Raw genomic sequence first — 25,562 nt, forward strand, 5'->3', positions numbered from 1 at the left:
AAAAGAACAGTATTTTCAACAATATGTACTGTCTCATTTTTTTCATGAAATCATTTAGTTTTTTTTTTTTTTCGAAAACTAGCCATCTTTTCGTATTTTTGGCATAATAGATATATGAAACTAACGATTCAACGCATGGCTCGGATAGCCATTCTGTCAGCACTGGCAGTAGGATTGCGGTCAGCATTTATAGGATTACCAAATATTCAACCTATTACAGCTATGTTTTTTGTGGCTGTTCTTTACTTGGGGTTAGTAGATGGTCTCTTGATTATGGCTTTGACCATGTCAATCTCAGGATTCATCTTTGGCTTTGGTCCCTGGGTTTTTAATCAAATCTTGGCCTTCGGCGTTTTGATGGCTCTTTGGAGTTTGATTGCTCCTAGGTTATCACTTGTTTGGCAGATTGCCTTGGTAACTATTTTGTCCTTTCTCTATGGGATTCTCATGGATTACAGCTATGGCCTCCTATTTAAAAGTGGGATTACCTTTGTTATTTCTGGTCTACTTTACGACACCTATCATGCAATATCGACGCTTCTATTTTATCCATTCATACAGTCTATTTTTCGGAGGTTTTTGAAATGAAAAAATTATTAACCTATATCTTTCTCGCCTTATCACTTGTTACCCTAGCAGCCTGTGGAAAAAATGAGGCAGCTAAACTTACTAGTAGCACAAACAATCATCAGTCTAAGGTTCAAGGTCAAGTGACTTTGATTTTGAAAACAGATAAGGAAAGTAAGAAAAAATCAGTAGAAATCCAAAAAGGGGATACAGTACTTGATGTCTTGGAAGAGGTCTATCCTGTTCAAGAAAACGATGGCTTTATCACTGAGATTGATGGTATTTCTCAAGATAAAGATAAGGGCATCTATTGGATGTTTGATGTTAATGGGAAACTTGGTGAAAAAGCAGCCAACCAACTTAAGGTTGAAGATGGCGATGAAATCAAATTCTATCAAAAAAAGTATAATTAAGATTCTGAACTCTGTTTCAGAGTCTTTTTTTAATAAAGTTCGGAAATGGGCTTAAAAAATTGTTTGGAAAAGTCGGAAAATTGCAAAATAACTGACGATTTAAAGGAAAATAGTTTACTTTTGTTTTAAAAGTGATATGATAAAAGGGTACTACATAAAGTAAGGAGAATACGGTTTGGCTTTTAACAAATTGGAAAGCAGTAACAACCAGGAAATCATCTCTGAAGAAGTTGGTATCTTGAAAGAATTGTTGGATGATGCAACACGAGGCATGGCTGGAGAGCAAGGTCTCACAACTATCCAACATTTGGTTGAACTTTATGATGAAGGTGACTATGTGGCCCTTACACAAGCCATTTCAGAAATGACGAATGACGATATGGTCGTTGCATCACGTTATTTCTCTTTGTTACCTCTCTTGATTAATATCTCTGAGGACGTGGATTTGGCTTATGAAGTCAACCACAAGAACAATATTGATGAATCTTATCTAGGTAAGTTGTCTGAAACCTTTGATGTTGTCGCTGAAAGTGATAATGCACGTGACATTCTTGAACATGTCAATGTCGTGCCAGTATTGACAGCCCACCCAACTCAGGTTCAACGTAAAACTATGCTTGAATTGACTAACCACATTCACGAACTTCTTCGTAAGCATCGTGATGTTAAGGCTGGTCTTATTAACAAGGATAAATGGTATGCAGATTTGCGTCGTTATGTAGAAATTATGATGCAAACAGATATCATTCGTGAGAAAAAACTTAAGGTTAAAAACGAAATCACTAACGTTATGGAGTATTATAACTCCTCATTGATTAAGGCGATTACGAACTTATCACATGAATTCAAACGTTTAGCAGTTGAAAAAGGTATTGAACTCGACAATCCAACCCCTATTACTATGGGTATGTGGATTGGTGGTGACCGTGACGGGAACCCATTTGTAACAGCAGAAACTCTTAAACTTTCTGCAACATTGCAAAGTGAAGTTATCCTCAACTACTATATCGAAAAAGTTGATAATCTTTACCGTTCATTCTCCCTCTCATCACGCTTGACTGAGGTTTCAGATACAGTAGCAGAGATGGCGAAACATTCTCCAGATACATCTGTTTATCGTGAAAATGAACCTTACCGTCGTGCTTTCAGTTACATCCAGTCTAAGTTGATTCAGACACTTCTTTTCTTTAAAGAAGGAAACTTCAGTAAGGACAGAGTTGCTAAACGCATTTCTGAAAATGTTCGTCTGGGTTCGGCTTCAACAGGTGAAGTAGTAGCTGATTACGTGCAACAACGTCTCAGCCAAAGTCTTCAAGCTGTCTCACAACAAACAACAGAATTCTACGAAACAGCAGATGCCTTCCATGACGATCTTTTGGCAATCAAAAATTCACTTCTTGAAAACGACGATGCTGTCTTGATTTCAGGTGATTTCGAAGAGCTTCTTCAAGCTGTAGAAGTCTTTGGTTTCTATCTTGCTACAATCGATATGCGTCAAGATTCTAGTGTTCATGAAGCATGTGTAGCAGAGTTGCTTAAATCTGCAAATATTGTTGATAACTATAGTGAATTGACTGAGGTTGAAAAGGTTGCTGTTCTTCTTAAAGAATTGCAAGAAGATCCTCGTACCTTGTCATCAACTAATGTGCCTAAGTCTGAAACACTTGAAAAAGAATTGGCAATCTTCCGCACTGCTCGTCTTTTGAAAGATTATATCGGTGAAGATGTCATCAAACAACATATCATCTCTCACACTGAGAGCGTTTCTGATATGTTTGAGTTGGCTATCCTTCTTAAAGAAGTTGGCTTGGTTGATACAGAACATGCGCGTGTCCAAATCGTTCCACTTTTTGAAACTATCGAAGACTTGGAAAACTCTAATGATATCATGAAACAATATCTTGGTTATGATATCGTTAAACGTTGGATCAAGAATAGCAACAACTACCAAGAAATCATGTTGGGTTACTCAGACTCTAACAAAGATGGTGGTTACTTGTCTTCAGGTTGGACGCTTTACAAAGCTCAAAATGAATTGACTAAGATTGGTGAAGAGCGTGGCATTAAGATTACCTTCTTCCATGGCCGTGGTGGTACTGTCGGTCGTGGTGGTGGCCCATCATACGATGCTATTACGTCTCAACCATTTGGTACCATTAAAGACCGTATCCGTTTGACTGAACAGGGTGAAGTTATCGGTAATAAATATGGTAATAAGGATGCTGCCTACTACAATCTTGAAATGCTTGTTTCAGCTGCCCTTGACCGTATGGTAACACGTCAAATTGCGGACCCAGATGAATTGGTTGATTTCCGTGAAATTATGGACGGTATTGTTCATGATTCTAATGTTATCTATCGTGATCTTGTCTTTGGAAACGAACATTTCTATGATTACTTCTTTGAAGCAAGCCCTATTAAAGAAGTGTCAAGTTTGAATATCGGTTCTCGTCCAGCAGCTCGTAAGACTATTACTGAGATTTCTGGTCTTCGTGCGATTCCTTGGGTATTCTCATGGTCACAAAACCGTATCATGTTCCCAGGTTGGTATGGTGTGGGTTCTGCCTTTAATCGCTTTATCCAAGCTGAAGAAGGCAACCTTGAGAAACTTCAACATATGTTTGAAACATGGCCATTCTTCCGTTCACTTTTGTCAAACGTGGACATGGTGCTTTCAAAATCAGACATGAATATCGCCTTCCACTATGCACAATTGGCAGAGAGTGAAGAAGTACGTAGTGTCTTCAATATTATTTTGGATGAGTGGCAGTTGACTAAGGATGTTATTCTTGCTATTGAAAAACATGATGGTTTCCTTGATGAGAGTCCATCACTTAAAGCAAGTTTGGACTTCCGTTTGCCATACTTCAATGTCTTGAACTACATCCAAATTGAATTGATTAAACGTCTTCGTAACAATGATTTGACCGATGACGAAATTAGCCTTATTCACATTACCATCAACGGTATTGCAACAGGTCTTCGTAACTCTGGTTAATAAAGTAAAGTTCATCACATTGGTGGTGGGCTTTTTGTTATGGTGAAAATTCTGTTATAATAAAACCATGATTGCTATGGAAACGATTGAAAAGCTGTCTAAAGAAAAGCTCCCCATGATAACGGTCTTGGCGGGCGAGGATTTAGGGCAGTATAGTCAAGCTAAAGAAAAATTTTTAAAACAAATTGGTTTTGATCCGAGTGACTTAACCTATTCTTATTTTGATATGTCTGAGACTGATTATCAAGATGCTGAGCTCGATTTAGAAAGCATGCCTTTTTTTGCAGATGAGAAGGTGGTCATTTTTGATCATTTCGCGGATATGACTACTGCTAAAAAATCGTATCTGGATGAGAAAGAGTTGAAGCGCCTTGAAAATTATCTTGAGTCTCCTGTTGAAACAACACGTCTTGTCTTGATGTCTGCAGGAAAGCTAGATGGAAAGCGTCGTTTAGTCAAACTTCTCAAACGTGATGCCACGGTGCTTGAAGCCAGTCCTTTAAAAGATGCAGAACTTAGAACCTATTTTCAAAAGCAGGCGCATCAAGAGGGGCTTACATTTGATACAGGAGTCTTTGAGGAACTTTTGATTAAGTCAAATTTTGACTTTTCAGATGTTCAAAAAAACTTAGCTTTTCTAAAGGGGTATAAAACGGAAGGAAATATCTCATCGCAAGATATTGCTGAGGCCATTCCTAAAAGTTTGCAAGATAATATTTTTGATATGACGCAACTTCTTTTGCGAGGCCAGATCCAGAGTGTTCGTGAATTGGTTCATGATTTACGGCTTCAGGGTGAAGATGAGATTAAGTTGATTGCTGTTATGTTGGGACAATTTCGTACCTATTTACAGGTTAAACTCTTATCTGCTCAAGGCAAAAGTGATCAGCAAATTGTTTCAAGTCTGTCAGATTATTTAGGGCGTAAAGTCAATCAATTTCAGGTTCGTTTTGCACTGAGAGATAGCCGTCCTTTGTCAGTAGCATTCTTAAAAAAGACGATTAAGATTTTAGTAGAGACAGATTACCAGATAAAAACAGGAACTTTAGATAAAGATTACTTGTTTGATTTAGCACTTTTAAAAATCGTATCAAACCGCTAGAAATTTAGAGTCTTCTTTGATTTTGTAAGCAAAATTTTTGAAAGCTCTACCACTTTACGGTAAAATGAAGAAAAAATGAAAAGAGGACCTTTACTATGGCAATTATCCTTCCAGACCTTCCTTACGCTTACGATGCATTGGAACCATACATTGATGCTGAAACAATGACTCTTCACCACGACAAACACCACGCAACTTATGTAGCAAATGCTAATGCTGCTCTTGAAAAACACCCAGAAATTGGTGAAGATCTCGAAGCACTTTTGGCTGACGTGGAACAAATTCCAGCAGATATCCGTCAAGCACTTATTAACAATGGTGGTGGACACCTTAACCACGCACTTTTCTGGGAACTCTTGTCTCCTGAAAAACAAGAACCAACTGCAGAAGTAGCAGCTGCTATTAACGAAGCTTTCGGCTCATTTGAAGCCTTCCAAGAAGCTTTCACAGCGGCAGCAACAACTCGTTTTGGTTCAGGTTGGGCATGGCTTGTTGTTAACGCTGAAGGTAAGCTTGAAGTTGTTTCAACTGCTAACCAAGACACTCCTATCTCAGACGGTAAGAAACCAATCTTGGCACTTGATGTTTGGGAACATGCTTACTACCTAAACTACCGTAACGTACGTCCAAACTACATCAAAGCTTTCTTTGAAATCATTAACTGGAATAAAGTTGCTGAGCTTTATGCAGCAGCTAAATAAGTTTAAAATTATCCTCACTATTGGGGATGATTTTTTTGTAATATGATTGTAAAATCTCCTTGATTTTTAGTGAATTATATCTTAAACTATAATTGTTATGAAAAAAAAGGAAAAACATTCAAGCAAAAAGTATAGTGGAAATCGCCGAAAAACTAAAGATAAGAAAAAAGATTCGTTAAAACAAGACCTTCAAAAAGACACTAATAAAGATGTCAAGAAAGGCAACAAAAAAGAAGTAAAAGAAGATACTAAAAAGACTTCTAAAAAATCAGTAGACCAGAAAGCAACTGAGGAAACAGTAGTACCAGTAGAGCACAAGGAAAAAGAAGCAAAAACTGAAACTTTGGCACTTAGAAGTAAGCGCTCTAAGAAATCTAGATCAAAATCATCTCGTGATGATAAAAAAGCTTATCTTATCTTAGCTTTCCTAGGTGTTTTGGTAATTCTTTTATTTGTTGCTATGCTTGCTTTAGCAGGACGTGGTAAACAAGCTAGTAACACCGGTAGCCTTGGAAATATCTTCGGTTCTAATTCTAAAGTCACTAAAAAAGAAGACAAAGAAAAAGAGGAAAAGGTAACTCCAACTAATAAATCAGCCGAAGCTAAACAAGCAGTCATGGAAGCAGATGCAGATACCATGTATGGTAATGGATTGTATTATGATTATGCTAACATGACATTGAGCCAAGTGGTTGAAGCATTTATGGCTGACCAAGGTATTGAGTCTAGCCAAATTGCCTTTTCATATAAAAATACCAAGACAAATGAGCAATACTCTATGAATGATACTCAGCCAATGACTGCAGGATCAACTTATAAATTGCCACTAAACATGCTGGTCATGGATGAGGTTAATAAGGGCAAACTTTCTTTAACTGAACGTTTTGATATTACTAATACTGAGTATGAGTATCAGGGTGAACATGATAATTATGTTGCTGCTTTTGGTGGTTCAATGACTATTCCAGAGATGCAGGAATATTCTCTAGTTTACTCAGAGAATACACCAGCCTACGCTTTGGCAGAACGCCTTGGTGGTATGGAAAAATTCTATGGTATGCTCGATAAATACGGTAAATCAAAAGGTGAAGTGAAGACTATCCAAATGCATGGTAATAAGACAACAACGGATTATTATATCCAAGTTTTGGATTATCTTTGGAAACACCAAGAGGATTATAAAGATATTCTCAAATATTTGGGAGAGTCTTTCCCAGAATATTATTATAAAACATATAATCAAGGATTGACTATTTATCAGAAACCAGGTTATGTTCGTGAAGCCTTAAATGTTGATGCTATCGTGATGGAAGATACACCGTATCTTATAGCCATTTATACACGTTATTTAGGTGGTTCGGACGAAGAGACTTCAGAAATTAATAATGTAGGATTGCAACAATTAGAGATGCTTTGTTATGTCATTAATGAGTGGCACCGTGTTAATATGAACTAATAAAGAAAAGCCGAGGTTTATCGGCTTTTTTCTATACAATTGAACAAAAAGTAAGGAGTACTATCCCGAGAAAAAGAAATGGAACAAATGCGATGTATTCCTTGAGATTTCTTCGTAGAAGGAAGTAAGCTAGTCCTAATAGGCAGGCAATTTCAATAATTAGTAGTGTTTTTGAAAGTGGGAAAATAAGTGAGGCACTAGCTAAGTAGAGAAAATCGCCTTCTCCAATGTTTAAACGTTTAATATAGGATATAATTGCTAATATGAGTCCTAAGATAAAAGTGAGATAGTGGTTTCCCATGAATAGGAGCGGGAGTGTTCCAACTATCCAAATCAGAAGCGGATAGGATTTATGCTTCAAATCAAAAATTGATAAACAAAGGCTGAAGTAAAGAAAGTAGGTTACTTCAAGACTCAAAAAGTCATAGAAATATAGCAGGCATATTACTCCACAAAATAGTTCCATAAAGAGGTAACGAAGAGGGATAGAAGTCTGACATGATCGACATCGAGATCTTAAGAAAAGTTGTGAGAGGATAGGGATCATCTCGAAAAAACGCAACTGATGCTTGCAATGACTACAGTGACTACTAGGAAAAATAATCGACTTCTCAGGGAAACGATCACAAATCAGTCCGATAAATGAACCTAAAGAGGCTCCCAGAAAAAAATAAATGATAGTTAACATACCTAATTATTCGAAAAAGAGTGAGAAAAAACATTTTGCTTGCATCTTATTTAGAAATATTCTAAAATAAAAATATAAATAATAGTAATTCTAAATAAGGAGAATTAATATGGTATATTCAATTAAAGAAACAATCAATGAAACAGTTAACCAACAAGCTGAAACACCCTCAAATACAAAAACTAAAGCAGTTTTGAATCAAGCAGTTGCTGATTTGTCTGTAGCAGCTTCGATCGTTCACCAAGTTCATTGGTATATGCGTGGTCCTGGTTTCCTCTATCTTCATCCAAAAATGGATGAATTGATGGATAGTTTGAATGCTCATCTTGATGTTATTAGTGAGCGTTTGATTACTATTGGTGGGGAACCATACTCAACTTTGGTAGAATTTTCATCCAATTCAGGCTTGACTGAAACTACTGGTACATTTGATAAACCAATGTCTGATCAAATTCGATTATTGGTTGATACATACAAATATTTGTCAGTATTGTTCCAAGTTGGTTTGGATATCACAGATGAAGAAGGAGATGCTCCTTCAAATGATATCTTCACTGCAGCTAAATCTGAAATTGATAAGACAATCTGGATGTTGACTGCTGAGCTTGGACAAGCGCCAGGCTTGAGATAAGCATTTTTGAGTTAAGATGATTGTCAAGAGTTCCTCTAAAAGTGTATAATAGACGTAAAATACTTTTAGAAGAAGGGGGGGTGGCGATATGTCTGTACATCGACGTAGTCTAGGCGTTTATGAAGATGTCCTAAATCAGTTAAAAGCTAAAGGAATTCGGTTGACGGAATCTCGTAAAGCTGTTATTCGCTATTTGATGATGTCTGATCAACATCCTAGTGCAGATGTGATATATTATGACCTACTCCCTGACAATCCTGGGATGAGTTTAGCGACGGTCTATAACAACCTGAAGGTGTTGGTTGAAGAAGGGATTGTCTCTGAAATTAAGGTTAATAATGATAATACAACCTATTATGATTTTATGGGGCATGACCACTTAAACATTGTTTGTGAAAAATGTGGTCACATTACTGACTTAGACTTACCGATTCCGTCTTTCAAGGAAGAGGTAGAATCACAAACAGGATTTCGCATTACTCGTGAACAGATGATTTTACATGGGATTTGCCCGAATTGTCAAAAACCTGAGTCTAAATGACTCAGGTTTTTTTGAAGTATACAATAATCTGTAAAGGTTTTCAAAACTATCTTGTCATGGCAGAAGCTTTTTGCTAAAATATTGCTATGAAAACTTTATATGACGTTCAACAGTTGTTGAAACAGTTTGGCATAGTAGTTTACCTAGGGAAAAGGCTTTATGATATCGAAATGATGAAGATTGAGTTAGAAGCCCTCTACCAGAATGGTTTGGTGGATAAGGACAACTATCTTACTGCTGAAATGATTTTACGACGTGAACATCGCATTGAAATGGAGAAAGAAAATGAGTAAAAAACTCTTGGGAATTGACCTTGGTGGAACAACTGTTAAATTTGGTATTTTGACTTCAGAAGGTGAAGTGCAAGAAAAATGGGCGATTGAAACAAATACGCTTGAAAATGGTCGTCACATCGTCCCTAACATCGTGGAGTCTTTGAAACACCGTTTGGAAATGTACGGACTTACTGCAGAAGATTTCATTGGAATTGGTATGGGTTCTCCAGGAGCTGTTAATCGTGAAAATAAAACGGTCACTGGTGCTTTCAACTTGAACTGGGCAGAAACTCAAGAAGTTGGATCTGTCATCGAAAAAGAACTCGGTATTCCATTTGCAATTGATAATGATGCTAACGTTGCTGCCCTCGGTGAACGTTGGGTTGGTGCTGGTGCTAACAATCCTGATGTTGTCTTTGTGACATTAGGAACAGGAGTTGGTGGCGGCGTTATCGCTGATGGTAACTTGATCCATGGTGTTGGCGGTGCTGGTGGTGAAATTGGCCACATTATCGTTGAGCCTGAAACAGGATTTGAATGTACTTGCGGAAACAAAGGATGCTTGGAAACTGTAGCTTCTGCAACAGGTGTCGTACGTTTGGCACGTCATTTAGCAGAAGGATATGAAGGTGACTCTTCTATTAAAGCTGCTGTAGATAATGGTGAGCAAGTAACAAGTAAAGATATTTTCGTTGCCGCTGCCGAAGGCGACAAATTTGCTGATAGCATCGTTGACAAAGTCTCTGAATACCTCGGACTTGCAACAGCAAATATCTCAAATATTCTTAACCCAGATTCAGTTGTCATCGGTGGTGGTGTTTCAGCAGCTGGTGAATTCTTGCGTAGCCGTGTCGAAGGATACTTTACACGTTATGCATTCCCACAAGTTCGCCGTACAACAAAAGTGAAATTAGCAGAACTTGGAAATGATGCTGGTATCATCGGAGCTGCTAGTCTTGCACTTACAATTGATAACTAATGAATGACAGAAGGTGTGTCTGACCAATTATAGGTGGACAGCACCTTTTTCTTGTTGAAAAACGTTTACAATTAGCTGAGCTCTGCCATTTTGTTGAAAATGTGGTATACTTTAAAAGTTGAAATAAAAATTAAAGAGGAAAAAATGACTAAACTTAGAGAAGATATCCGTAACGTAGCCATCATTGCCCACGTTGACCACGGTAAAACAACACTTGTTGATGAATTGTTGAAACAATCACACACTCTTGACGAGCGTAAAGAGCTTGATGAGCGTGCAATGGACTCAAACGATCTTGAAAAAGAACGTGGAATTACCATCCTTGCCAAAAATACAGCCGTTGCTTATAACGGTACGCGTATCAACATCATGGATACACCAGGTCACGCGGACTTCGGTGGAGAAGTTGAACGTATCATGAAAATGGTTGATGGGGTTGTCCTTGTTGTCGATGCCTACGAAGGTACAATGCCTCAAACACGTTTTGTGTTGAAAAAAGCGCTTGAGCAAAACTTGACACCTATCGTTGTTGTTAACAAGATTGATAAACCATCAGCTCGTCCTGAAGAAGTTGTTGATGAAGTTCTTGAACTCTTCATCGAGCTTGGTGCCGATGATGATCAGTTGGAATTCCCAGTTGTGTATGCATCAGCGATTAACGGAACATCATCATTGTCAGATAACCCTGCTGATCAAGAGCACACTATGGCTCCAATCTTTGACACTATTATTGACCACATCCCAGCTCCTGTAGATAACTCAGATGAGCCTCTTCAATTCCAAGTGTCACTTCTTGACTACAATGATTTCGTTGGACGTATCGGTATCGGACGTATCTTCCGTGGAACTGTAAAAGTCGGTGACCAAGTTACCCTTTCAAAACTTGATGGAACAACAAAGAACTTCCGTGTTACTAAACTTTTCGGTTTCTTTGGTTTGGAACGTCGTGAAATTGAAGAAGCAAAAGCTGGTGATTTGATTGCCATCTCAGGTATGGAAGACATCTTCGTTGGTGAAACAATCACACCAACTGATGCTGTCGAACCATTGCCAGTTCTTCGTATTGATGAACCAACACTTCAAATGACTTTCTTGGCTAATAACTCACCGTTTGCAGGTCGTGAAGGTAAACACGTGACATCACGTAAGGTTGAAGAGCGTCTCTTGGCAGAGTTGCAAACAGACGTATCTCTTCGTGTTGATCCAACTGATTCACCAGATAAATGGACTGTCTCAGGTCGTGGGGAATTGCACTTGTCAATCCTTATCGAAACAATGCGTCGTGAAGGATACGAACTTCAAGTATCTCGTCCAGAAGTTATCATCAAAGAAATTGATGGCGTGAAATGTGAGCCATTTGAACGTGTTCAAATTGATACTCCAGAAGAGTACCAAGGTTCTATTATCCAAGCCCTTTCAGAACGTAAAGGTGATATGCTTGATATGCAAATGGTTGGTAACGGTCAGACACGTCTTATCTTCCTCGTACCAGCTCGTGGACTTATTGGATTCTCAACTGAATTCTTGTCTATGACACGTGGTTACGGTATCATGAACCATACTTTCGACCAATACTTGCCAGTTGTTGCTGGTGAAATTGGTGGACGTCACCGTGGTGCCCTCGTTTCTATCGATACTGGTAAAGCGACAACTTACTCAATCATGCGTATTGAAGAACGTGGTACAATCTTTGTTAACCCAGGTACTGAAGTTTATGAAGGTATGATTGTTGGTGAAAATGCTCGTGAAAATGACCTTGGTGTCAATATCACTACAGCAAAACAAATGACAAACGTGCGTTCAGCAACTAAGGACCAAACGGCTGTTATCAAGACTCCACGTATCTTGACTCTTGAAGAATCGCTTGAATTCTTGGATGATGATGAGTACATGGAAGTAACGCCTGAATCTATCCGCTTGCGTAAACAAATTTTGAATAAAGCAGAGCGTGATAAAGCCAATAAACGTAAGAAAAAAGCAGCAGAAGCTGAATAATATATAGAGAGGAGAAGAGATGTTTTATCTGATTGTTGCTATATTGATTGCATCATTCTATTTCTTTATTGCACCAAAGTCGGTAAAAAACACCATGAATCTTCTCTTTGTCATGGCTACTTTAGCATTGCTCCTACTTTTAGCAGTGCTATCAATCATTAAATTCTTCAGTTTACCTGGTGAGTTCTTTGTTACGGTGGGAATGCTTGTATTGAGCTATTTCACCTTGAAAGATTTTTTCGCCATGTCAGAGCTTAATCATGAAAAAGCTGAACATGAAGATAAGTAAGTAGCATGAGATTAAAAGTCAATCGGATAGATTGGCTTTTTCTTTTGCCAAGAAGAGGTAACTCCTTGAAATAGCTTGGGATAAAGGGTAAAATGATTATGATACAATTTGAGAGAATGGACGAATTATGAAATCAGTAACACAATTTGAAAATAAAAAAGTTTTGGTCCTTGGTTTGGCTAAATCTGGTGAAGCAGCTGCCCGCCTATTGGCTAAGTTGGGTGCTATTGTCACAGTAAATGATGGGAAACCATTTGAGGAAAATCCATCAGCACAGGCGCTTCTTGAAGAAGGGATCAAGGTTGTCTGTGGCGGACATCCTCTTGAACTTTTGGATGAAAATTTTGAATTAATGGTGAAAAATCCTGGAATTCGTTATGACAATCCAATGGTAGCTCGTGCACTTGAAAAAGGCATTCCTGTTTGGACTGAAGTGGAATTGGCTTACCTAGTATCTGAAGCACCTATTATCGGTATTACAGGCTCAAATGGTAAGACAACAACGACAACTATGATTGCTGATGTCCTAAACCATGGTGGCAAATCGGGTGTCTTGTCTGGAAATATCGGTTTCCCTGCGTCAGAAGTTGCACAGTCAGTTACTGCTCAAGATATCTTAGTTATGGAATTGTCTTCTTTCCAATTGATGGGGATTGATAGCTTCCATCCACATATTGCTGTGATTACTAACTTGATGCCGACACATATTGACTATCATGGTAGTTTTGAAGAATATGTGGCTGCCAAATGGAATATTCAAAATCAGATGACTGCGGATGATTTTGTTGTTTTGAACTTCAATCAAGATTTGGCTAAGGAATTAGCTACACAAACTAAAGCACAAGTAGTACCATTCTCAACAGTGGAAAAAGTAGATGGTGCCTATCTTGAAAATGGTGGCCTCTACTTCAAAGGTGAATTGGTGATGCAAGCTGATGAGATTGGCGTTCCTGGTAGTCATAATGTTGAAAATGCCTTGGCAACTATAGCTGTAGCAAAATTGTCAGGTATTTCAAACCAAGCTATCAAGGAAACCCTCGCAAGCTTTGGTGGGGTTAAGCACCGTCTCCAATTCGTTGACACTATCAATGAAGTAAGATTCTACAATGACAGTAAGTCAACAAACATTTTAGCGACACAAAAAGCACTTTCTGGGTTTGATAATAGTAAAGTCATTTTGATTGCCGGTGGTTTGGACCGTGGTAATGAATTTGATGAACTCATTCCTGACATTACTGGTCTTAAGAAAATGGTGATTTTAGGGGAATCAGCTCCTCGTGTCAAACGTGCTGCTGATAAAGCGGGCGTGACTTATCTTGATGCCAAAGATGTGGCAGATGCGACACGTATTGCCTTTGATCAAGCCAGTGCAGGAGATGTTGTCTTGTTGAGTCCTGCAAACGCAAGCTGGGATATGTACAAGAATTTCGAAGTGCGTGGTGACGAATTTATTACAACTGTTGAGCAATTGAAGGGATAGTCTATGGCAAAAGCGAAAAAGATTGTTTTTACCGGTGGTGGAACCGTTGGACATGTGACTTTAAATCTTATCTTAATTCCAAAATTTCTCAAAGATGGATGGGAAGTGCACTATATCGGTGATAAGCACGGGATTGAACATGAGCAGATTGATAAATCTGGCTTAGATGTGACTTTCCATAGTATTGCTACAGGTAAACTACGTCGTTATTTTTCATGGCAAAATATGTTGGATGTCTTTAAAGTTGGTTGGGGGATTCTACAGTCTATTGCAATTGTTGCCAAGATTCGTCCCCAAGCACTCTTTTCAAAGGGTGGATTTGTCTCAGTGCCACCGGTAATTGCTTCTAAATTATTAGGGGTTCCTGTCTATGTGCATGAGTCTGACCTCTCTATGGGCTTGGCCAATAAAATTGCCTACAAATTTGCGACTACTATGTTTACGACTTTTGAACAATCAAATGGATTGGCGAAGACAAAACATGTAGGTGCGATTACAAAGGTAGGAATGGCGACATCTAATCAGTCTGATGCCCTTGATAAGATTAAAGAACAGTTTGATGACAACTTAAAAACTGTCCTTTTTATTGGTGGATCAGCTGGTGCAAAGGTATTTAATGATTTTATTAGTAATACTCCACAACTGACGGAAAAATATAATGTCATTAATATTTCTGGGGACTCTTCATTGAATACCTTAGAACGTCATCTTTATAGAGTTGATTATGTGACAGATTTGTACCAACCTCTTATGGATACGGCAGATTTAGTTGTAACTCGTGGTGGCTCAAATACGATTTTCGAATTGTTGGCTATGAAAAAACTTCATTTAATTATTCCTTTAGGGAAAGAAGCTAGCCGAGGAGACCAACTTGAAAATGCTGCTTATTTTGAACGAAAAGGTTACGCACGTCAATTACAGGAAACAGAATTAAGTTGGGAAACCTTAAATCATGAGCTTGAACAACTTGTTGAACATGCAGAGACTTACAAAGAAGCTATGGCTAAATCTGAGGAAATCACTTCTCCTGATGATTTTTATAACCTATTAGTGACTAGTATTTCAAAAAAATAAAGGAATTTCATGGCAAAAAAGGATCAAGAATCACAAGAAAAACAAGTTCTCACAGAGTGGCAGAAGAGAAACCTCGAATTTTTGAGAAAAAAAGAAACCGAAGATTCTGAAGAATTTGCGAATGGAAAGGTCGTGCATTCAGAAGAAGCGACTTCAAATGAGAACCAGCCACCAGTGAAAAAGAAGGTTAGAAAGAAAAAAAAGACCAAAAGGAAGAAACGAAAAAAAGGGAACACGGCTAGTAATATTCCAATTGCACAACAAAATCTTGCAGGACTAGTTATTTTTATCGCTGCACTCCTAATCGTATTTTCACTTTTCTTTATTTCACCTTGGTCAAAACAAAAGGTTCTCACTGTATCAGGAACAAAAAATGCTTTACCAGAAGATGTGAAAGTTGCAAGTGGTATTCTTGATACAGACTATATCACTCATGTCTTTTTCAACCAAGGAAAGATTGCATCAACTGTTGAAAAAACCAATGTTTGGGTTAAAAAGGCTACAGTAACATATAGTTTTCCAAATCAATTTAATATTGCAGTAAAAGAATACCCAATCGTGGCTTATCGTCAAACTACAAATGGTTATGTTTCTATTCTTCAAAGTGGTAAGACAGGAGGAACAGTTTCAACTAGTAATCTACCTGATAAATTCATCACCTTAAAGATGGATGACGAGAAGAAAATTGAAGAGTTAGTAAAAGAATTAAATAAACTTGATACAAAAATCAAGAATAATATTCAAATTATTAATCTTACGCCTACTAAAGCAACTTCAGATTTACTAACGATTGAGCTGTATGATGGCAATTCCATTCGTGTTCCACTTTCTCAATTAACAGTTAAGCTTCCTTACTACGAGAAAATTAAGAGTCAACTTTCAGATGGAAGTATTGTAGATATGGAAGTTGGACTTTATACAACGACTCCTGAAGTTGAATCATCAAAAACTGATGGGGATAAAAAGAAAGATAAAGATAAGACTGATAAAAAAGAAGAAAATGCAACTTCTGAAGAAGGTCAAGATACTACAACATCAATGGAACAGCATTCTGAGGAAGAGTCTAATTCTGAAAATCCGGGTATTCAAGGACAAGAAAATCCAACTGTTGGTCAAGAAACAACTCATCGGACTTCCCCTGCTCAAGGCTAATATTGAATAATAAAAAACGTAAAATGCTGACATTTTACGTTTTTTTATGGTACAATAGTATCCGAATAATTCTGTTTTTATACAGTTTACAAAGATATTGAATGGAAAGATTGAGAGGTCGAGTGAATGGCTAGAGATGGCTTTTTTACAGGATTAGATATAGGAACTAGCTCGATTAAGGTTCTTGTTGCTGAGTTTATTGATGGATCAATGAATGTCATCGGAGTAAGTAATGTTAAGAGTTCTGGTGTGAAAGATGGCATCATTGTTGACATTGACGCTGCAGCGAAATCAATCAAAACAGCTATTGAACAAGCAGAAGAAAAAGCTGGGATTGTTATTGAGCAAGTGAACGTTGGGCTTCCAGCTAATCTTCTTCAAATTGAGCCTACACAAGGTATGATTCCTGTAACAAGTGAATCAAAAGAAATCAAAGATGAAGATGTTGAAAGTGTTGTTCGCTCAGCCTTGACAAAGAGCATTACACCTGAGCGTGAGGTTATCTCACTAGTTCCTGAAGAGTTTATTGTTGATGGCTTCCAAGGAATTCGTGATCCTCGTGGAATGATGGGGATTCGTCTTGAAATGAGAGGTCTCATTTACACAGGTCCAACAACGATTCTTCACAACCTTCGTAAGACAGTTGAACGTGCGGGTATTCAAGTAGAGAATATTATCATCTCTCCTCTTGCAATGACACGTGCTGTTCTAAATGAAGGTGAACGTGAGTTTGGTGCTACTGTTATTGATATGGGTGGCGGTCAAACAACTGTTGCAAGCATGCGTGCTCAAGAACTTCAATTTACCAATATTTATTCTGAAGGTGGCGAGTACATCACTAAGGATATTTCAAAAGTTTTGAAGACTTCAATGCAGATTGCTGAAGCACTTAAGTTCAATTTTGGTAATGCAGATATTGAAGAAGCAAGCGAAACAGAAACTGTCCAAGTAGAAGTTGTAGGTGAGAATTCACCAGTTGAGATTACAGAAAAATACCTTGCTGAGATTATCTCAGCTCGTGTGAAGCATATCCTTGATAGAGTTAAACAAGACTTGACTCGAGGACGTCTACTTGATTTGCCTGGTGGCATTGTCCTTGTAGGTGGAACAGCTATCATGCCAGGTGTGGTTGAAGTTGCTCAAGAAATTTTTGAGACAAATGTTAAACTTTACGTGCCAAATCAAGTTGGTATCCGTAATCCAATGTTTGCAAATGTGATTAGTCTTGTTGAGTATGTTGGTCTTCTTACAGAAGTTGATATCATCGCACAACAGGCTGTGTCTGGTGAAGAGTATCTTCGTCGTAAACCAATCGACAATGAAGCCCCTGCCTTGAGTTTTGATAGAACTCCTGCTCCAGCACCTCGAGTGGCTCCTCAGCCAAGTTCTGTTCCAGTTGAGAACACCATTGAGGTACCTCTGCCAGTTGAAGAAGAAAATCATGAACAAAAACAAAAACTTGGTGATCGTGTTCGTGGTATTTTCGGCAGTATGTTTGATTAATTGAATCTAGTAAAAGCGAGGAAATAAAATGAGTTTTTCATTTGATAGCGCATCAGTTCAAGGTGCGGTAATTAAAGTTATCGGTGTCGGTGGAGGTGGCGGAAACGCCATCAACCGAATGATTGAAGAAGGTCTTGCTGGTGTTGAATTTATTGCAGCTAATACTGATATTCAAGCACTCAGCTCTTCTAAAGCAGAAACAGTAATCCAATTGGGTCCTAAATTGACTCGTGGCCTTGGTGCCGGAGGTCAGCCTGAAGTTGGTCGTAAGGCAGCTGAAGAAAGTGAAGAAACACTTACAGAAGCACTTACAGGAGCTGATATGGTCTTTATCACTGCTGGTATGGGTGGTGGCTCTGGTACAGGGGCAGCACCAGTTATTGCACGTATTGCGAAAAGCTTGGGTGCATTGACAGTTGCAGTTGTGACACGTCCATTTGGATTCGAAGGTAACAAACGTGGTGCCTTCGCTGTCGAAGGTATTCAAGAGTTGCGTGAGCAAGTTGATACCCTTCTTATTATCTCTAACAATAACCTTCTTGAAATCGTTGATAAGAAAACTCCACTTCTTGAAGCTCTTAGTGAAGCAGATAATGTTCTTCGTCAAGGGGTCCAAGGTATTACAGACCTTATCACTAACCCAGGTTTGATCAACCTCGACTTTGCCGATGTGAAAACTGTTATGGCAAATAAAGGTAATGCACTTATGGGTATTGGTATTGGTTCAGGTGAAGAACGTATTGTTGAAGCTGCACGAAAAGCAATCTATTCACCACTTCTTGAAACTACTATTGATGGTGCAGAAGATGTCATCGTTAACGTAACTGGTGGTCTTGATATGACCCTTACAGAAGCAGAAGAAGCATCTGAAATTGTTGGTCAAGCAGCTGGTAACGGTGTTAACATTTGGCTTGGTACATCTATCGATGATACATTGAAAGATGAAATCCGTGTAACTGTTGTTGCAACTGGAGTTCGCCAAGATCGTGCTGAAAAAGTATCTGGTATGAAAGCTCAGCCACGTAAAGTGACTACAGCTCCTTCACAACCATCAGCTCCTACTCAGCAAGTTGCTCAAGGAGAGCAACGTCCAGTTTCTCAACCTTCATTTGAACGTCAACCAAATTTTGACTATAATGAAACACCTTCAATGCCACAACCAGGAGTTCGTCCTGCAGCAGCAACTCCTCAACAAGAGCAGTCAGCTTTTGGTAATTGGGATTTGAGACGTGATAATATTTCTCGTCCTGAAACTGGTCAACTAGATAGTCAATTGACTATGTCTACATTCTCAAGTGATGTTGAAGATGATGATGAATTGGAGACACCACCATTCTTTAAAAATCGTTAATAATGACTATAGAAGAGAATAAAAATAATGTTTATCAGGCGGTAAAAAAAGCTTGTGAAAAGGCTAATCGCTCTAGCGATGAAGTCAATATTATTGCCGTAACCAAATATGTTTCAAGTGATGTCGCTGAAGAATTGGTTAAAACGGGAATCAAGCACATTGCTGAAAATCGCGTTGATAAATTCTTAGATAAGTATCAAGCTTTAAAAAATTATGATTTGACTTGGCACCTCATTGGTACCCTGCAACGTCGTAAAGTAAAGGATGTTATTAATTTAGTTGATTATTTTCATGCTTTGGATTCTGTTAAATTGGCAGAGGAAATTCAAAAGCGTGCCGACCACACCATTAATTGCTTCCTACAAGTAAACGTTTCAGGTGAAGAGTCAAAACATGGTTTTTCTCCAGAAGAACTTGATACTGTTCTAAAACAAATTGAAAATCTTGATAAGATTTGTATAGTTGGACTCATGACTATGGCTCCAATTGATGCAGATGCTCAAGAACTTGATAAGATTTTTGCTGAGACAAATGAACTTAGAAAATCAATTCAAGAGAAAAAACTAAAGAATGTTCCTTGTGATCAGTTAAGCATGGGGATGAGTCGAGACTATGACATGGCTATTCAAAATGGATCAACCTTTGTCAGAATAGGCAGTGCATTCTTTAAAGAGAACGGAGAATAACCTTATGGCATTAAAAGACGCAATTGATAAAATTGTTTCATATTTTGATACCGACGAAGTAACAGATTATGAAGATGCTGCTAAAGAAGAGGCTAAAGAACGTCCAGTAAAAGCACAGAAACCTGTGCAGACACCACCTCCTCGTCAGCAACGTCAACCTGAGCGTTATCAGGCTACAGTCCCTCCTCGTCGCCAACATGTTCATTCAGACTTACAGGAAACTCAAGTCCTTCGTAGTTTACCTCTGAGTCGTTCACAAGCAAATCAGGGACTACAACAAATGAATACAACTAAAGCAACAATTGCAATTAAATATCCTAAAAAGTATGAAGATGCTCAGGAAATTGTAGAACTATTGATTGAAAACGAATGTGTTTTAATCGATTTTCAATATATGTTGGAAGCGCAAGCTCGTCGTTGTCTTGATTTTATTGATGGTGCTAGCAAGGTGCTTACAGGCAACTTGCAAAAAGTTGGTTCTTCAATGTATTTGCTTACGCCAATTAATGTCGTTGTTGACATCGAAGAGATTGGGTTGGCGCATGGCAACCAAGAAGCTAATTTTGACTTCGACATGAAGAGACGTTAAGCAATGTCTGTATTACTTTATGTTATTTGGGCACGTGTTGTTAACGTGATAGAGATTCTTCTTGTAGTCTATGCGTTCTTATCATGGTTCCCAGGGGCCTATGATACTAGCCTTGGAAGAATCATTAGACAAATTGTTCAACCGATTCTCGCACCATTTCGTCGCCTGAATTTAGCTTTTGCTGGTATTGATTTTTCAATATTGGTAATTGTACTTCTACTAAACTTTTCACTTAGAATTCTTAGATTTATTCTACTCTGATGTCAGATATTAAAAATATTGAACAGCATTACTCGTTAGATGAACGTCCTTTTCTAGAGAAGGTTAGGGGATTTTGTCAATTAGTTGATGATAGGTACAGTCCTTACTTAACTGATTTCTTGAATCCTCGTGAAATTCAGATTGTTGAAGAGTTAGCTCATTACTACAATTTAAAATTTTTTGTGAGTTCTACTCTTGAATCTGAAGAGTATGGAAGAGTCATTCTTGCTCCCGAATATTACGAGCTTGATGACGATGACTTTGAAATTAAACGACTAGAAATCTCTTATGCGAGACAGTTCAATAAATTGACACACCCAAAAGTTTTGGGAGCACTGATTAATCAACTTGGTCTTGACCGTCAAGTATTTGGAGATATTATTCTTGATGAAGAAGGACGTGTTCAATTTTCCATTGCTTCTCATTTAGCAAGTTATGCGATAATGACTATTACTAAGATTGGTAATGTTTCGGTTACTCTAAAAGAAGTAAGCAAAGACGATTGGATTTCAAATCAAGAAAACTATTCACAATCTTTTGTTTTACTTTCCAGTATGCGTCTTGATAATGTGTTGGCGACGGTATTAAACCTATCCCGTTCTAACGCCTTAAAACTTATTGCTTCTGGAAAAGTTAAATTAAATTATAGACAAATTGAGAAGGCTAATCAGACGGTTATGATTGGTGATATGATTTCGGTTAGAGGTTATGGTCGATTTCGACTAGCTCAACAAGACGGATTTTCAAAGTCCGGGAAAGCTAAAATCGTTATTGAAAGTCTGTTAAGACGGAGAAAAAAGTAGTTATTTAATTTAAACCATCAGATATGGTAATGAAAAATAAAGGAGGCCTGTAATGGCTATTACAGCACTTGATATTAAAGATAAACAGTTTACAACTAAATTTCGTGGATATAATGAGCAAGAAGTTGATGAATTTCTTGATATTATTGTAGATGATTATGAAGATTTGGTTCGTGACAATCGTGAACTTGCTGCTCGTGTAAAAGAGCTTGAAGAAAAATTGGCTTATTTTGATGAAATGAAAGAATCATTGAGTCAATCAGTTATTTTGGCTCAAGAAACAGCTGAAAAAGTTAAAGCTTCAGCGGCTGATGAATCAGCTAACTTGATTAATAAGGCTAACTTCAATGCTACTCATTTGGTTGAAGAAGCTAAATCTAAAGCATCTGAAATTCTTCGTGATGCAACAGATGAAGCCAAACGTGTTGCCATCGAAACGGAAGAACTTAAACGTCAAAGTCGTGTCTTCCACCAACGCCTATTGGCTGCAGTTGAAGGTCAGCTTAGCTTGGCAAGTGCTCCAGAATGGGGTGAATTGTTGCAACCAACAGCTATTTATCTTCAAAATTCAGATGCTGCCTTTAAAGAAGTTGTTGAAAAAGTTTTGGATGAACATGTACCAGATTCAAATGACGCAGCTTCATTTGATGCAACTCGTCAATTCACTCCTGATGAAATGGCTGAACTTCAACGTCGCGTTGCTGAAAGTAATAAGCAAGTTGAAGATTTCTCTAGTCCAGAAGTTGATGAAACAAACGAAGTTGTTTCAACTCCAGTTGATTTTGGTATTCCAGATACTTTCGAGAGTGAAGTAGCAGATTTCCCAACTTCAGCACCAGTAGATGAAGATTTTGATTTACAACCTGAGTCAACAGGTGAAATTAATCTTAACGAAACACAAACGTTTAAATTGAATATTAGCGAATAAGAAAAATACAACTTACCAAGTATATTAACAGCGAGTGGGAGATGGTGTGAGTCCCACATTCCCTATTTGGATAGTTATCATTTTCAAGCATTCTAACTGAATTAAGTAAGTTAGAAGGGTGGTCCTCCTTACGGACATATGAGGGAGCAAAAGTTTTTTGCTCTGAATTAAGGTGGTACCACGAGCTTTCGTCCTTTTTGATGAAGGCTCTTTTTATTTAGTAAATTAATTTAAAGAGGAGATATAATGAAACTCAAAGAAACCTTAAATCTAGGTAAGACAGCTTTTCCAATGCGAGCTGGACTTCCTAACAAAGAACCAATCTGGCAAAAAGAGTGGGAAGATGCTAAGATGTATCAACGCCGTCAAGAGTTGAACCAAGGTAAACCTCACTTCACTCTTCATGATGGTCCTCCGTATGCCAATGGTAATATTCACGTTGGACATGCGATGAATAAAATTTCTAAGGATATCATTGTTCGTTCAAAATCAATGTCTGGTTTCTATGCTCCTTACGTTCCTGGTTGGGATACGCATGGTCTTCCAATTGAGCAAGTGTTGGCAAAACAAGGTGTGAAACGTAAAGAACTTGATCGTGCTGAATATCTTAAGATGTGTCGTGATTATGCACTTTCACAAGTTGACAAACAACGTGAAGATTTCAAACGTCTTGGTGTTTCGGCTGATTGGGATAACCCATATGTTACTTTGACACCAGACTATGAGGCTGCACAAATCCGTGTCTTTGGTGAGATGGCTAAAAAAGGTTACATCTATCAAGGTGCAAAACCAGTTTATTGGTCATGGTCATCAGAGTCAGCACTTGCTGAAGCCGAAATCGAGTACCATGATTTAGTTTCAACTTCACTTTACTATGCCAATAAGGTTAAGGATGGTAAAGGAGTACTAGACACAGATACATATATCGTAGTTTGGACAACAACACCATTTACAGTAACAGCTTCACGTGGTTTGACTGTTGGTGCTGATATTGAATACGTTCTCGTAAAACCTGCCGGAGAAGACCGAAAATTTGTCGTTGCTTCTGAATTACTTAATAGTCTTTCTGAGAAGTTCGGTTGGACAGATGTGGAAGTACTTCAGTCATACCGTGGAGAAGAATTGAATCAAATCGTCACTGAACACCCATGGGATACAGAAGTTGATGAGCTTGTTATCCTTGGTGATCACGTAACTACAGATTCAGGTACAGGTATCGTCCATACGGCTCCTGGTTTTGGTGAGGATGACTATAACGTAGGTATCGCTAATGGCCTTGAAGTTGCCGTAACCGTTAATGAGCGTGGTATCATGATGGAAAATGCTGGTCCTGATTTTGAAGGTCAGTTCTACGATAAAGTGGCGCCAATCGTTATGGAAAAACTTGGTGATTTGCTCCTTGCTAAAGAAGAAATCTCACACTCATACCCATTTGACTGGCGTACGAAGAAACCAATCATCTGGCGTGCTGTGCCACAATGGTTTGCCTCTGTTTCTAAATTCCGTCAAGAGATTTTGGATGAGATTGAAAAAGTTAAATTCCATTCTGAGTGGGGTAGAGTTCGTCTTTACAACATGATTCGTGACCGTGGTGACTGGGTAATCTCTCGTCAGCGTGCTTGGGGTGTGCCACTCCCAATCTTCTATGCTGAAGATAAAACACCAATCATGACCGAAGAAACAATTGAACATGTGGCTAAACTTTTCGAAGAGCACGGTTCAGTTATCTGGTGGGAACGTGATGCCAAAGATCTTCTTCCAGAAGGCTTTACACATCCAGGTTCACCAAACGGAGAGTTCACTAAAGAAACTGACATTATGGACGTATGGTTTGACTCAGGTTCATCATGGAATGGTGTCGTTGTTAACCGTCCTGAGTTGACTTATCCAGCTGACCTTTATCTTGAAGGTTCAGACCAATATCGTGGATGGTTTAACTCATCACTTATCACATCTGTTGCTAATAATGGTGTTGCACCATACAAACAACTCTTGTCTCAAGGTTTTGCGCTTGATGGTAAGGGTGAAAAGATGTCTAAATCTCTTGGTAATACTATTGCGCCTAGTGATGTTGAGAAACAATTTGGTGCTGAAATTCTTCGTCTTTGGGTAACAAGTGTTGATACAACTAATGACGTTCGTATCTCAATGGATATCCTTAGCCAAGTATCAGAATCTTATCGTAAGATTCGTAACACACTTCGTTTCTTGATTGCCAATACCTCTGACTTCAATCCAACAACTGATGCAGTAGCTTTTGAAGACTTACGTTCGGTAGATCAGTACATGACTATTCGATTTAACCAATTGGTTAAGACTATTCGTGATGCCTATGCAAACTTTGAATTCTTAACTATCTACAAAGCCTTGGTTAACTTTATTAACGTTGAGTTGTCTGCTTTCTATCTTGATTTTGCCAAAGATGTGGTTTATATTGAGAGTGCAGAATCACTTGAACGTCGTCAAATGCAAACAGTCTTCTACGATATTCTTGTCAAGATTACAAAACTATTGACACCAATCCTTCCTCACACTGCAGAAGAAATTTGGTCATATCTTGAATTTGAAACAGAAGACTATGTTCAATTGTCTGAGTTGCCAGAAGCAGAAGATTTCGCTGGTCAAGAAGCACTTCTTGAAAAATGGAATGCCTTCATGGATTTCCGTGGCCAAGCTCAAAAAGCTTTGGAAGAAGCGCGTAACGAAAAAGTTATCGGTAAATCACTTGAAGCTCATTTGACAATCTATCCTAATGCTGAAGTCAAAGAACTTCTTGAAGGTTTGAACACTAACCTTGCTCAACTTTTGATTGTTTCAGCATTGACTATTGCTGAAGGAGATGCTCCTGAATCTGCTGTAAGCTTTGAAGGTGTAGCATTCACAGTAGAACGTGCTGAAGGTGATGTCTGTGATCGTTGCCGTCGTATCGATCCAACTACCAAAGAACGTAGCTACAATGCGACTATCTGTGATCACTGTGCTAGCATTGTTGAAGAAAACTTTGCTGAAGGTGTCGCAGAAGGTTTTGAAGTAAAAGCAAAATAAAATAAAAAGAGTTCAATTTGAACTCTTTTTCTATTTTGTGACTTTAAGTCCGTTT

The 25,562-nt window shown here is 38.3% G+C and carries 24 protein-coding genes; 23 read left to right on the forward strand and 1 reads right to left on the reverse strand.

From position 1 onward, the window contains the following. The first annotated feature begins 114 nt into the window (after nt 1–114). The 6 genes from HMPREF2571_RS00260 to HMPREF2571_RS00285 all read left to right on the forward strand — a co-directional run bounded on the left by HMPREF2571_RS00260 (nt 115) and on the right by HMPREF2571_RS00285 (nt 7,237). A complete protein-coding gene (locus tag HMPREF2571_RS00260; protein WP_013990796.1) occupies nt 115–588 on the forward strand; it encodes a membrane protein in 474 nt (157 codons plus the stop codon). Further along, entirely contained in the window at nt 585–980 is a 396-nt protein-coding gene (locus HMPREF2571_RS00265) for a DUF4430 domain-containing protein (protein WP_002884044.1), read from the forward strand. Before HMPREF2571_RS00260 ends, HMPREF2571_RS00265 begins: the two co-directional genes overlap by 4 nt. 175 nt (nt 981–1,155) lie before the next feature. Then, nucleotides 1,156–3,978: a phosphoenolpyruvate carboxylase gene (gene ppc / locus HMPREF2571_RS00270; RefSeq protein WP_013990795.1), complete on the forward strand. Its 2,823-nt coding sequence runs from the start codon at nt 1,156–1,158 to the stop codon at nt 3,976–3,978. Between the two features lie 67 nt (nt 3,979–4,045). Next, complete coding sequence (gene holA / locus HMPREF2571_RS00275; RefSeq protein WP_013990794.1) at nt 4,046–5,080, forward strand: DNA polymerase III subunit delta; 1,035 nt, start codon at nt 4,046–4,048, stop codon at nt 5,078–5,080. Nucleotides 5,081–5,175: 95 nt separating this feature from the next. After that, complete coding sequence (gene sodA, locus HMPREF2571_RS00280; protein ID WP_004182735.1) at nt 5,176–5,781, forward strand: superoxide dismutase SodA; 606 nt, start codon at nt 5,176–5,178, stop codon at nt 5,779–5,781. Between the two features lie 97 nt (nt 5,782–5,878). Next, entirely contained in the window at nt 5,879–7,237 is a 1,359-nt protein-coding gene (locus HMPREF2571_RS00285) for a serine hydrolase (protein ID WP_013990793.1), read from the forward strand. Nucleotides 7,238–7,268: 31 nt separating this feature from the next. On the opposite strand, the gene HMPREF2571_RS10180 is transcribed toward HMPREF2571_RS00285, so the two are convergent. Next, nucleotides 7,269–7,925, reverse strand: a complete 657-nt coding sequence (locus HMPREF2571_RS10180; RefSeq protein WP_013990792.1) for a prepilin peptidase — start codon at nt 7,923–7,925, stop codon at nt 7,269–7,271. 109 nt (nt 7,926–8,034) lie between these two features. Here HMPREF2571_RS10180 and HMPREF2571_RS00290 point away from each other — a divergent pair, with 109 nt between their 5' ends. The 17 genes from HMPREF2571_RS00290 (at nt 8,035) to ileS (ending at nt 25,507) form a co-directional block, all read left to right on the forward strand. Continuing rightward, nucleotides 8,035–8,556, forward strand: coding sequence for a Dps family protein (locus HMPREF2571_RS00290; protein ID WP_013990791.1), 522 nt, complete (start codon nt 8,035–8,037; stop codon nt 8,554–8,556). Nucleotides 8,557–8,644: 88 nt separating this feature from the next. Next, complete coding sequence (locus HMPREF2571_RS00295; RefSeq protein ID WP_004182730.1) at nt 8,645–9,097, forward strand: Fur family transcriptional regulator; 453 nt, start codon at nt 8,645–8,647, stop codon at nt 9,095–9,097. Between the two features lie 86 nt (nt 9,098–9,183). Further along, entirely contained in the window at nt 9,184–9,390 is a 207-nt protein-coding gene (locus HMPREF2571_RS00300) for a YqgQ family protein (protein ID WP_004182729.1), read from the forward strand. Further along, on the forward strand, nt 9,383–10,351 hold the full coding sequence (locus HMPREF2571_RS00305; protein ID WP_013990790.1) for an ROK family glucokinase: 969 nt from the start codon (nt 9,383–9,385) through the stop codon (nt 10,349–10,351). The genes HMPREF2571_RS00300 and HMPREF2571_RS00305 overlap by 8 nt, the downstream gene beginning before the upstream one ends. Before the next feature lie 144 nt (nt 10,352–10,495). Next, nucleotides 10,496–12,346, forward strand: a complete 1,851-nt coding sequence (gene typA, locus HMPREF2571_RS00310) for a translational GTPase TypA (protein ID WP_002884130.1) — start codon at nt 10,496–10,498, stop codon at nt 12,344–12,346. Nucleotides 12,347–12,365: 19 nt separating this feature from the next. After that, a complete protein-coding gene (locus HMPREF2571_RS00315; protein WP_002884134.1) occupies nt 12,366–12,635 on the forward strand; it encodes a DUF3165 family protein in 270 nt (89 codons plus the stop codon). Nucleotides 12,636–12,762: 127 nt separating this feature from the next. Next, the gene (gene murD / locus HMPREF2571_RS00320) at nt 12,763–14,115 is read left to right on the forward strand and encodes a UDP-N-acetylmuramoyl-L-alanine--D-glutamate ligase (protein ID WP_013990789.1); all 1,353 of its coding nucleotides are present in this window, start codon (nt 12,763–12,765) and stop codon (nt 14,113–14,115) included. A 3-nt stretch (nt 14,116–14,118) separates the two neighbouring features. Continuing rightward, complete coding sequence (locus HMPREF2571_RS00325; protein ID WP_013990788.1) at nt 14,119–15,189, forward strand: UDP-N-acetylglucosamine--N-acetylmuramyl-(pentapeptide) pyrophosphoryl-undecaprenol N-acetylglucosamine transferase; 1,071 nt, start codon at nt 14,119–14,121, stop codon at nt 15,187–15,189. A gap of 9 nt (nt 15,190–15,198) precedes the next feature. Next, the gene (locus tag HMPREF2571_RS00330; RefSeq protein WP_013990787.1) at nt 15,199–16,341 is read left to right on the forward strand and encodes a cell division protein FtsQ/DivIB; all 1,143 of its coding nucleotides are present in this window, start codon (nt 15,199–15,201) and stop codon (nt 16,339–16,341) included. A 126-nt stretch (nt 16,342–16,467) separates the two neighbouring features. After that, on the forward strand, nt 16,468–17,844 hold the full coding sequence (ftsA, locus tag HMPREF2571_RS00335; RefSeq protein ID WP_004182723.1) for a cell division protein FtsA: 1,377 nt from the start codon (nt 16,468–16,470) through the stop codon (nt 17,842–17,844). Between the two features lie 28 nt (nt 17,845–17,872). Continuing rightward, nucleotides 17,873–19,195, forward strand: coding sequence for a cell division protein FtsZ (ftsZ, locus tag HMPREF2571_RS00340; protein ID WP_004182722.1), 1,323 nt, complete (start codon nt 17,873–17,875; stop codon nt 19,193–19,195). 2 nt (nt 19,196–19,197) lie between these two features. Continuing rightward, nucleotides 19,198–19,881 (forward strand): YggS family pyridoxal phosphate-dependent enzyme, encoded by a 684-nt coding sequence (locus HMPREF2571_RS00345; protein WP_004182721.1) that lies wholly within the window; start codon nt 19,198–19,200, stop codon nt 19,879–19,881. Nucleotides 19,882–19,885: 4 nt separating this feature from the next. Next, nucleotides 19,886–20,470, forward strand: a complete 585-nt coding sequence (locus tag HMPREF2571_RS00350; RefSeq protein ID WP_013990786.1) for a cell division protein SepF — start codon at nt 19,886–19,888, stop codon at nt 20,468–20,470. Nucleotides 20,471–20,473: 3 nt separating this feature from the next. Further along, nucleotides 20,474–20,731 (forward strand): YggT family protein, encoded by a 258-nt coding sequence (locus tag HMPREF2571_RS00355; protein ID WP_004182719.1) that lies wholly within the window; start codon nt 20,474–20,476, stop codon nt 20,729–20,731. Then, nucleotides 20,731–21,534 carry a YlmH family RNA-binding protein gene (locus HMPREF2571_RS00360; RefSeq protein WP_013990785.1) on the forward strand — a complete coding sequence of 268 codons (804 nt, stop codon included), beginning with the start codon at nt 20,731–20,733 and terminating at the stop codon, nt 21,532–21,534. The genes HMPREF2571_RS00355 and HMPREF2571_RS00360 overlap by 1 nt, the downstream gene beginning before the upstream one ends. 52 nt (nt 21,535–21,586) lie before the next feature. After that, a complete protein-coding gene (locus HMPREF2571_RS00365) occupies nt 21,587–22,462 on the forward strand; it encodes a DivIVA domain-containing protein (protein WP_002884119.1) in 876 nt (291 codons plus the stop codon). Between the two features lie 246 nt (nt 22,463–22,708). Continuing rightward, nucleotides 22,709–25,507, forward strand: a complete 2,799-nt coding sequence (ileS, locus tag HMPREF2571_RS00370; RefSeq protein WP_013990784.1) for an isoleucine--tRNA ligase — start codon at nt 22,709–22,711, stop codon at nt 25,505–25,507. Nucleotides 25,508–25,562: the final 55 nt, after the last annotated feature.

The sequence above is a fragment of the Streptococcus sp. HMSC068F04 genome, from assembly GCF_001837455.1.
GTDB lineage: Bacteria > Bacillota > Bacilli > Lactobacillales > Streptococcaceae > Streptococcus > Streptococcus salivarius_D.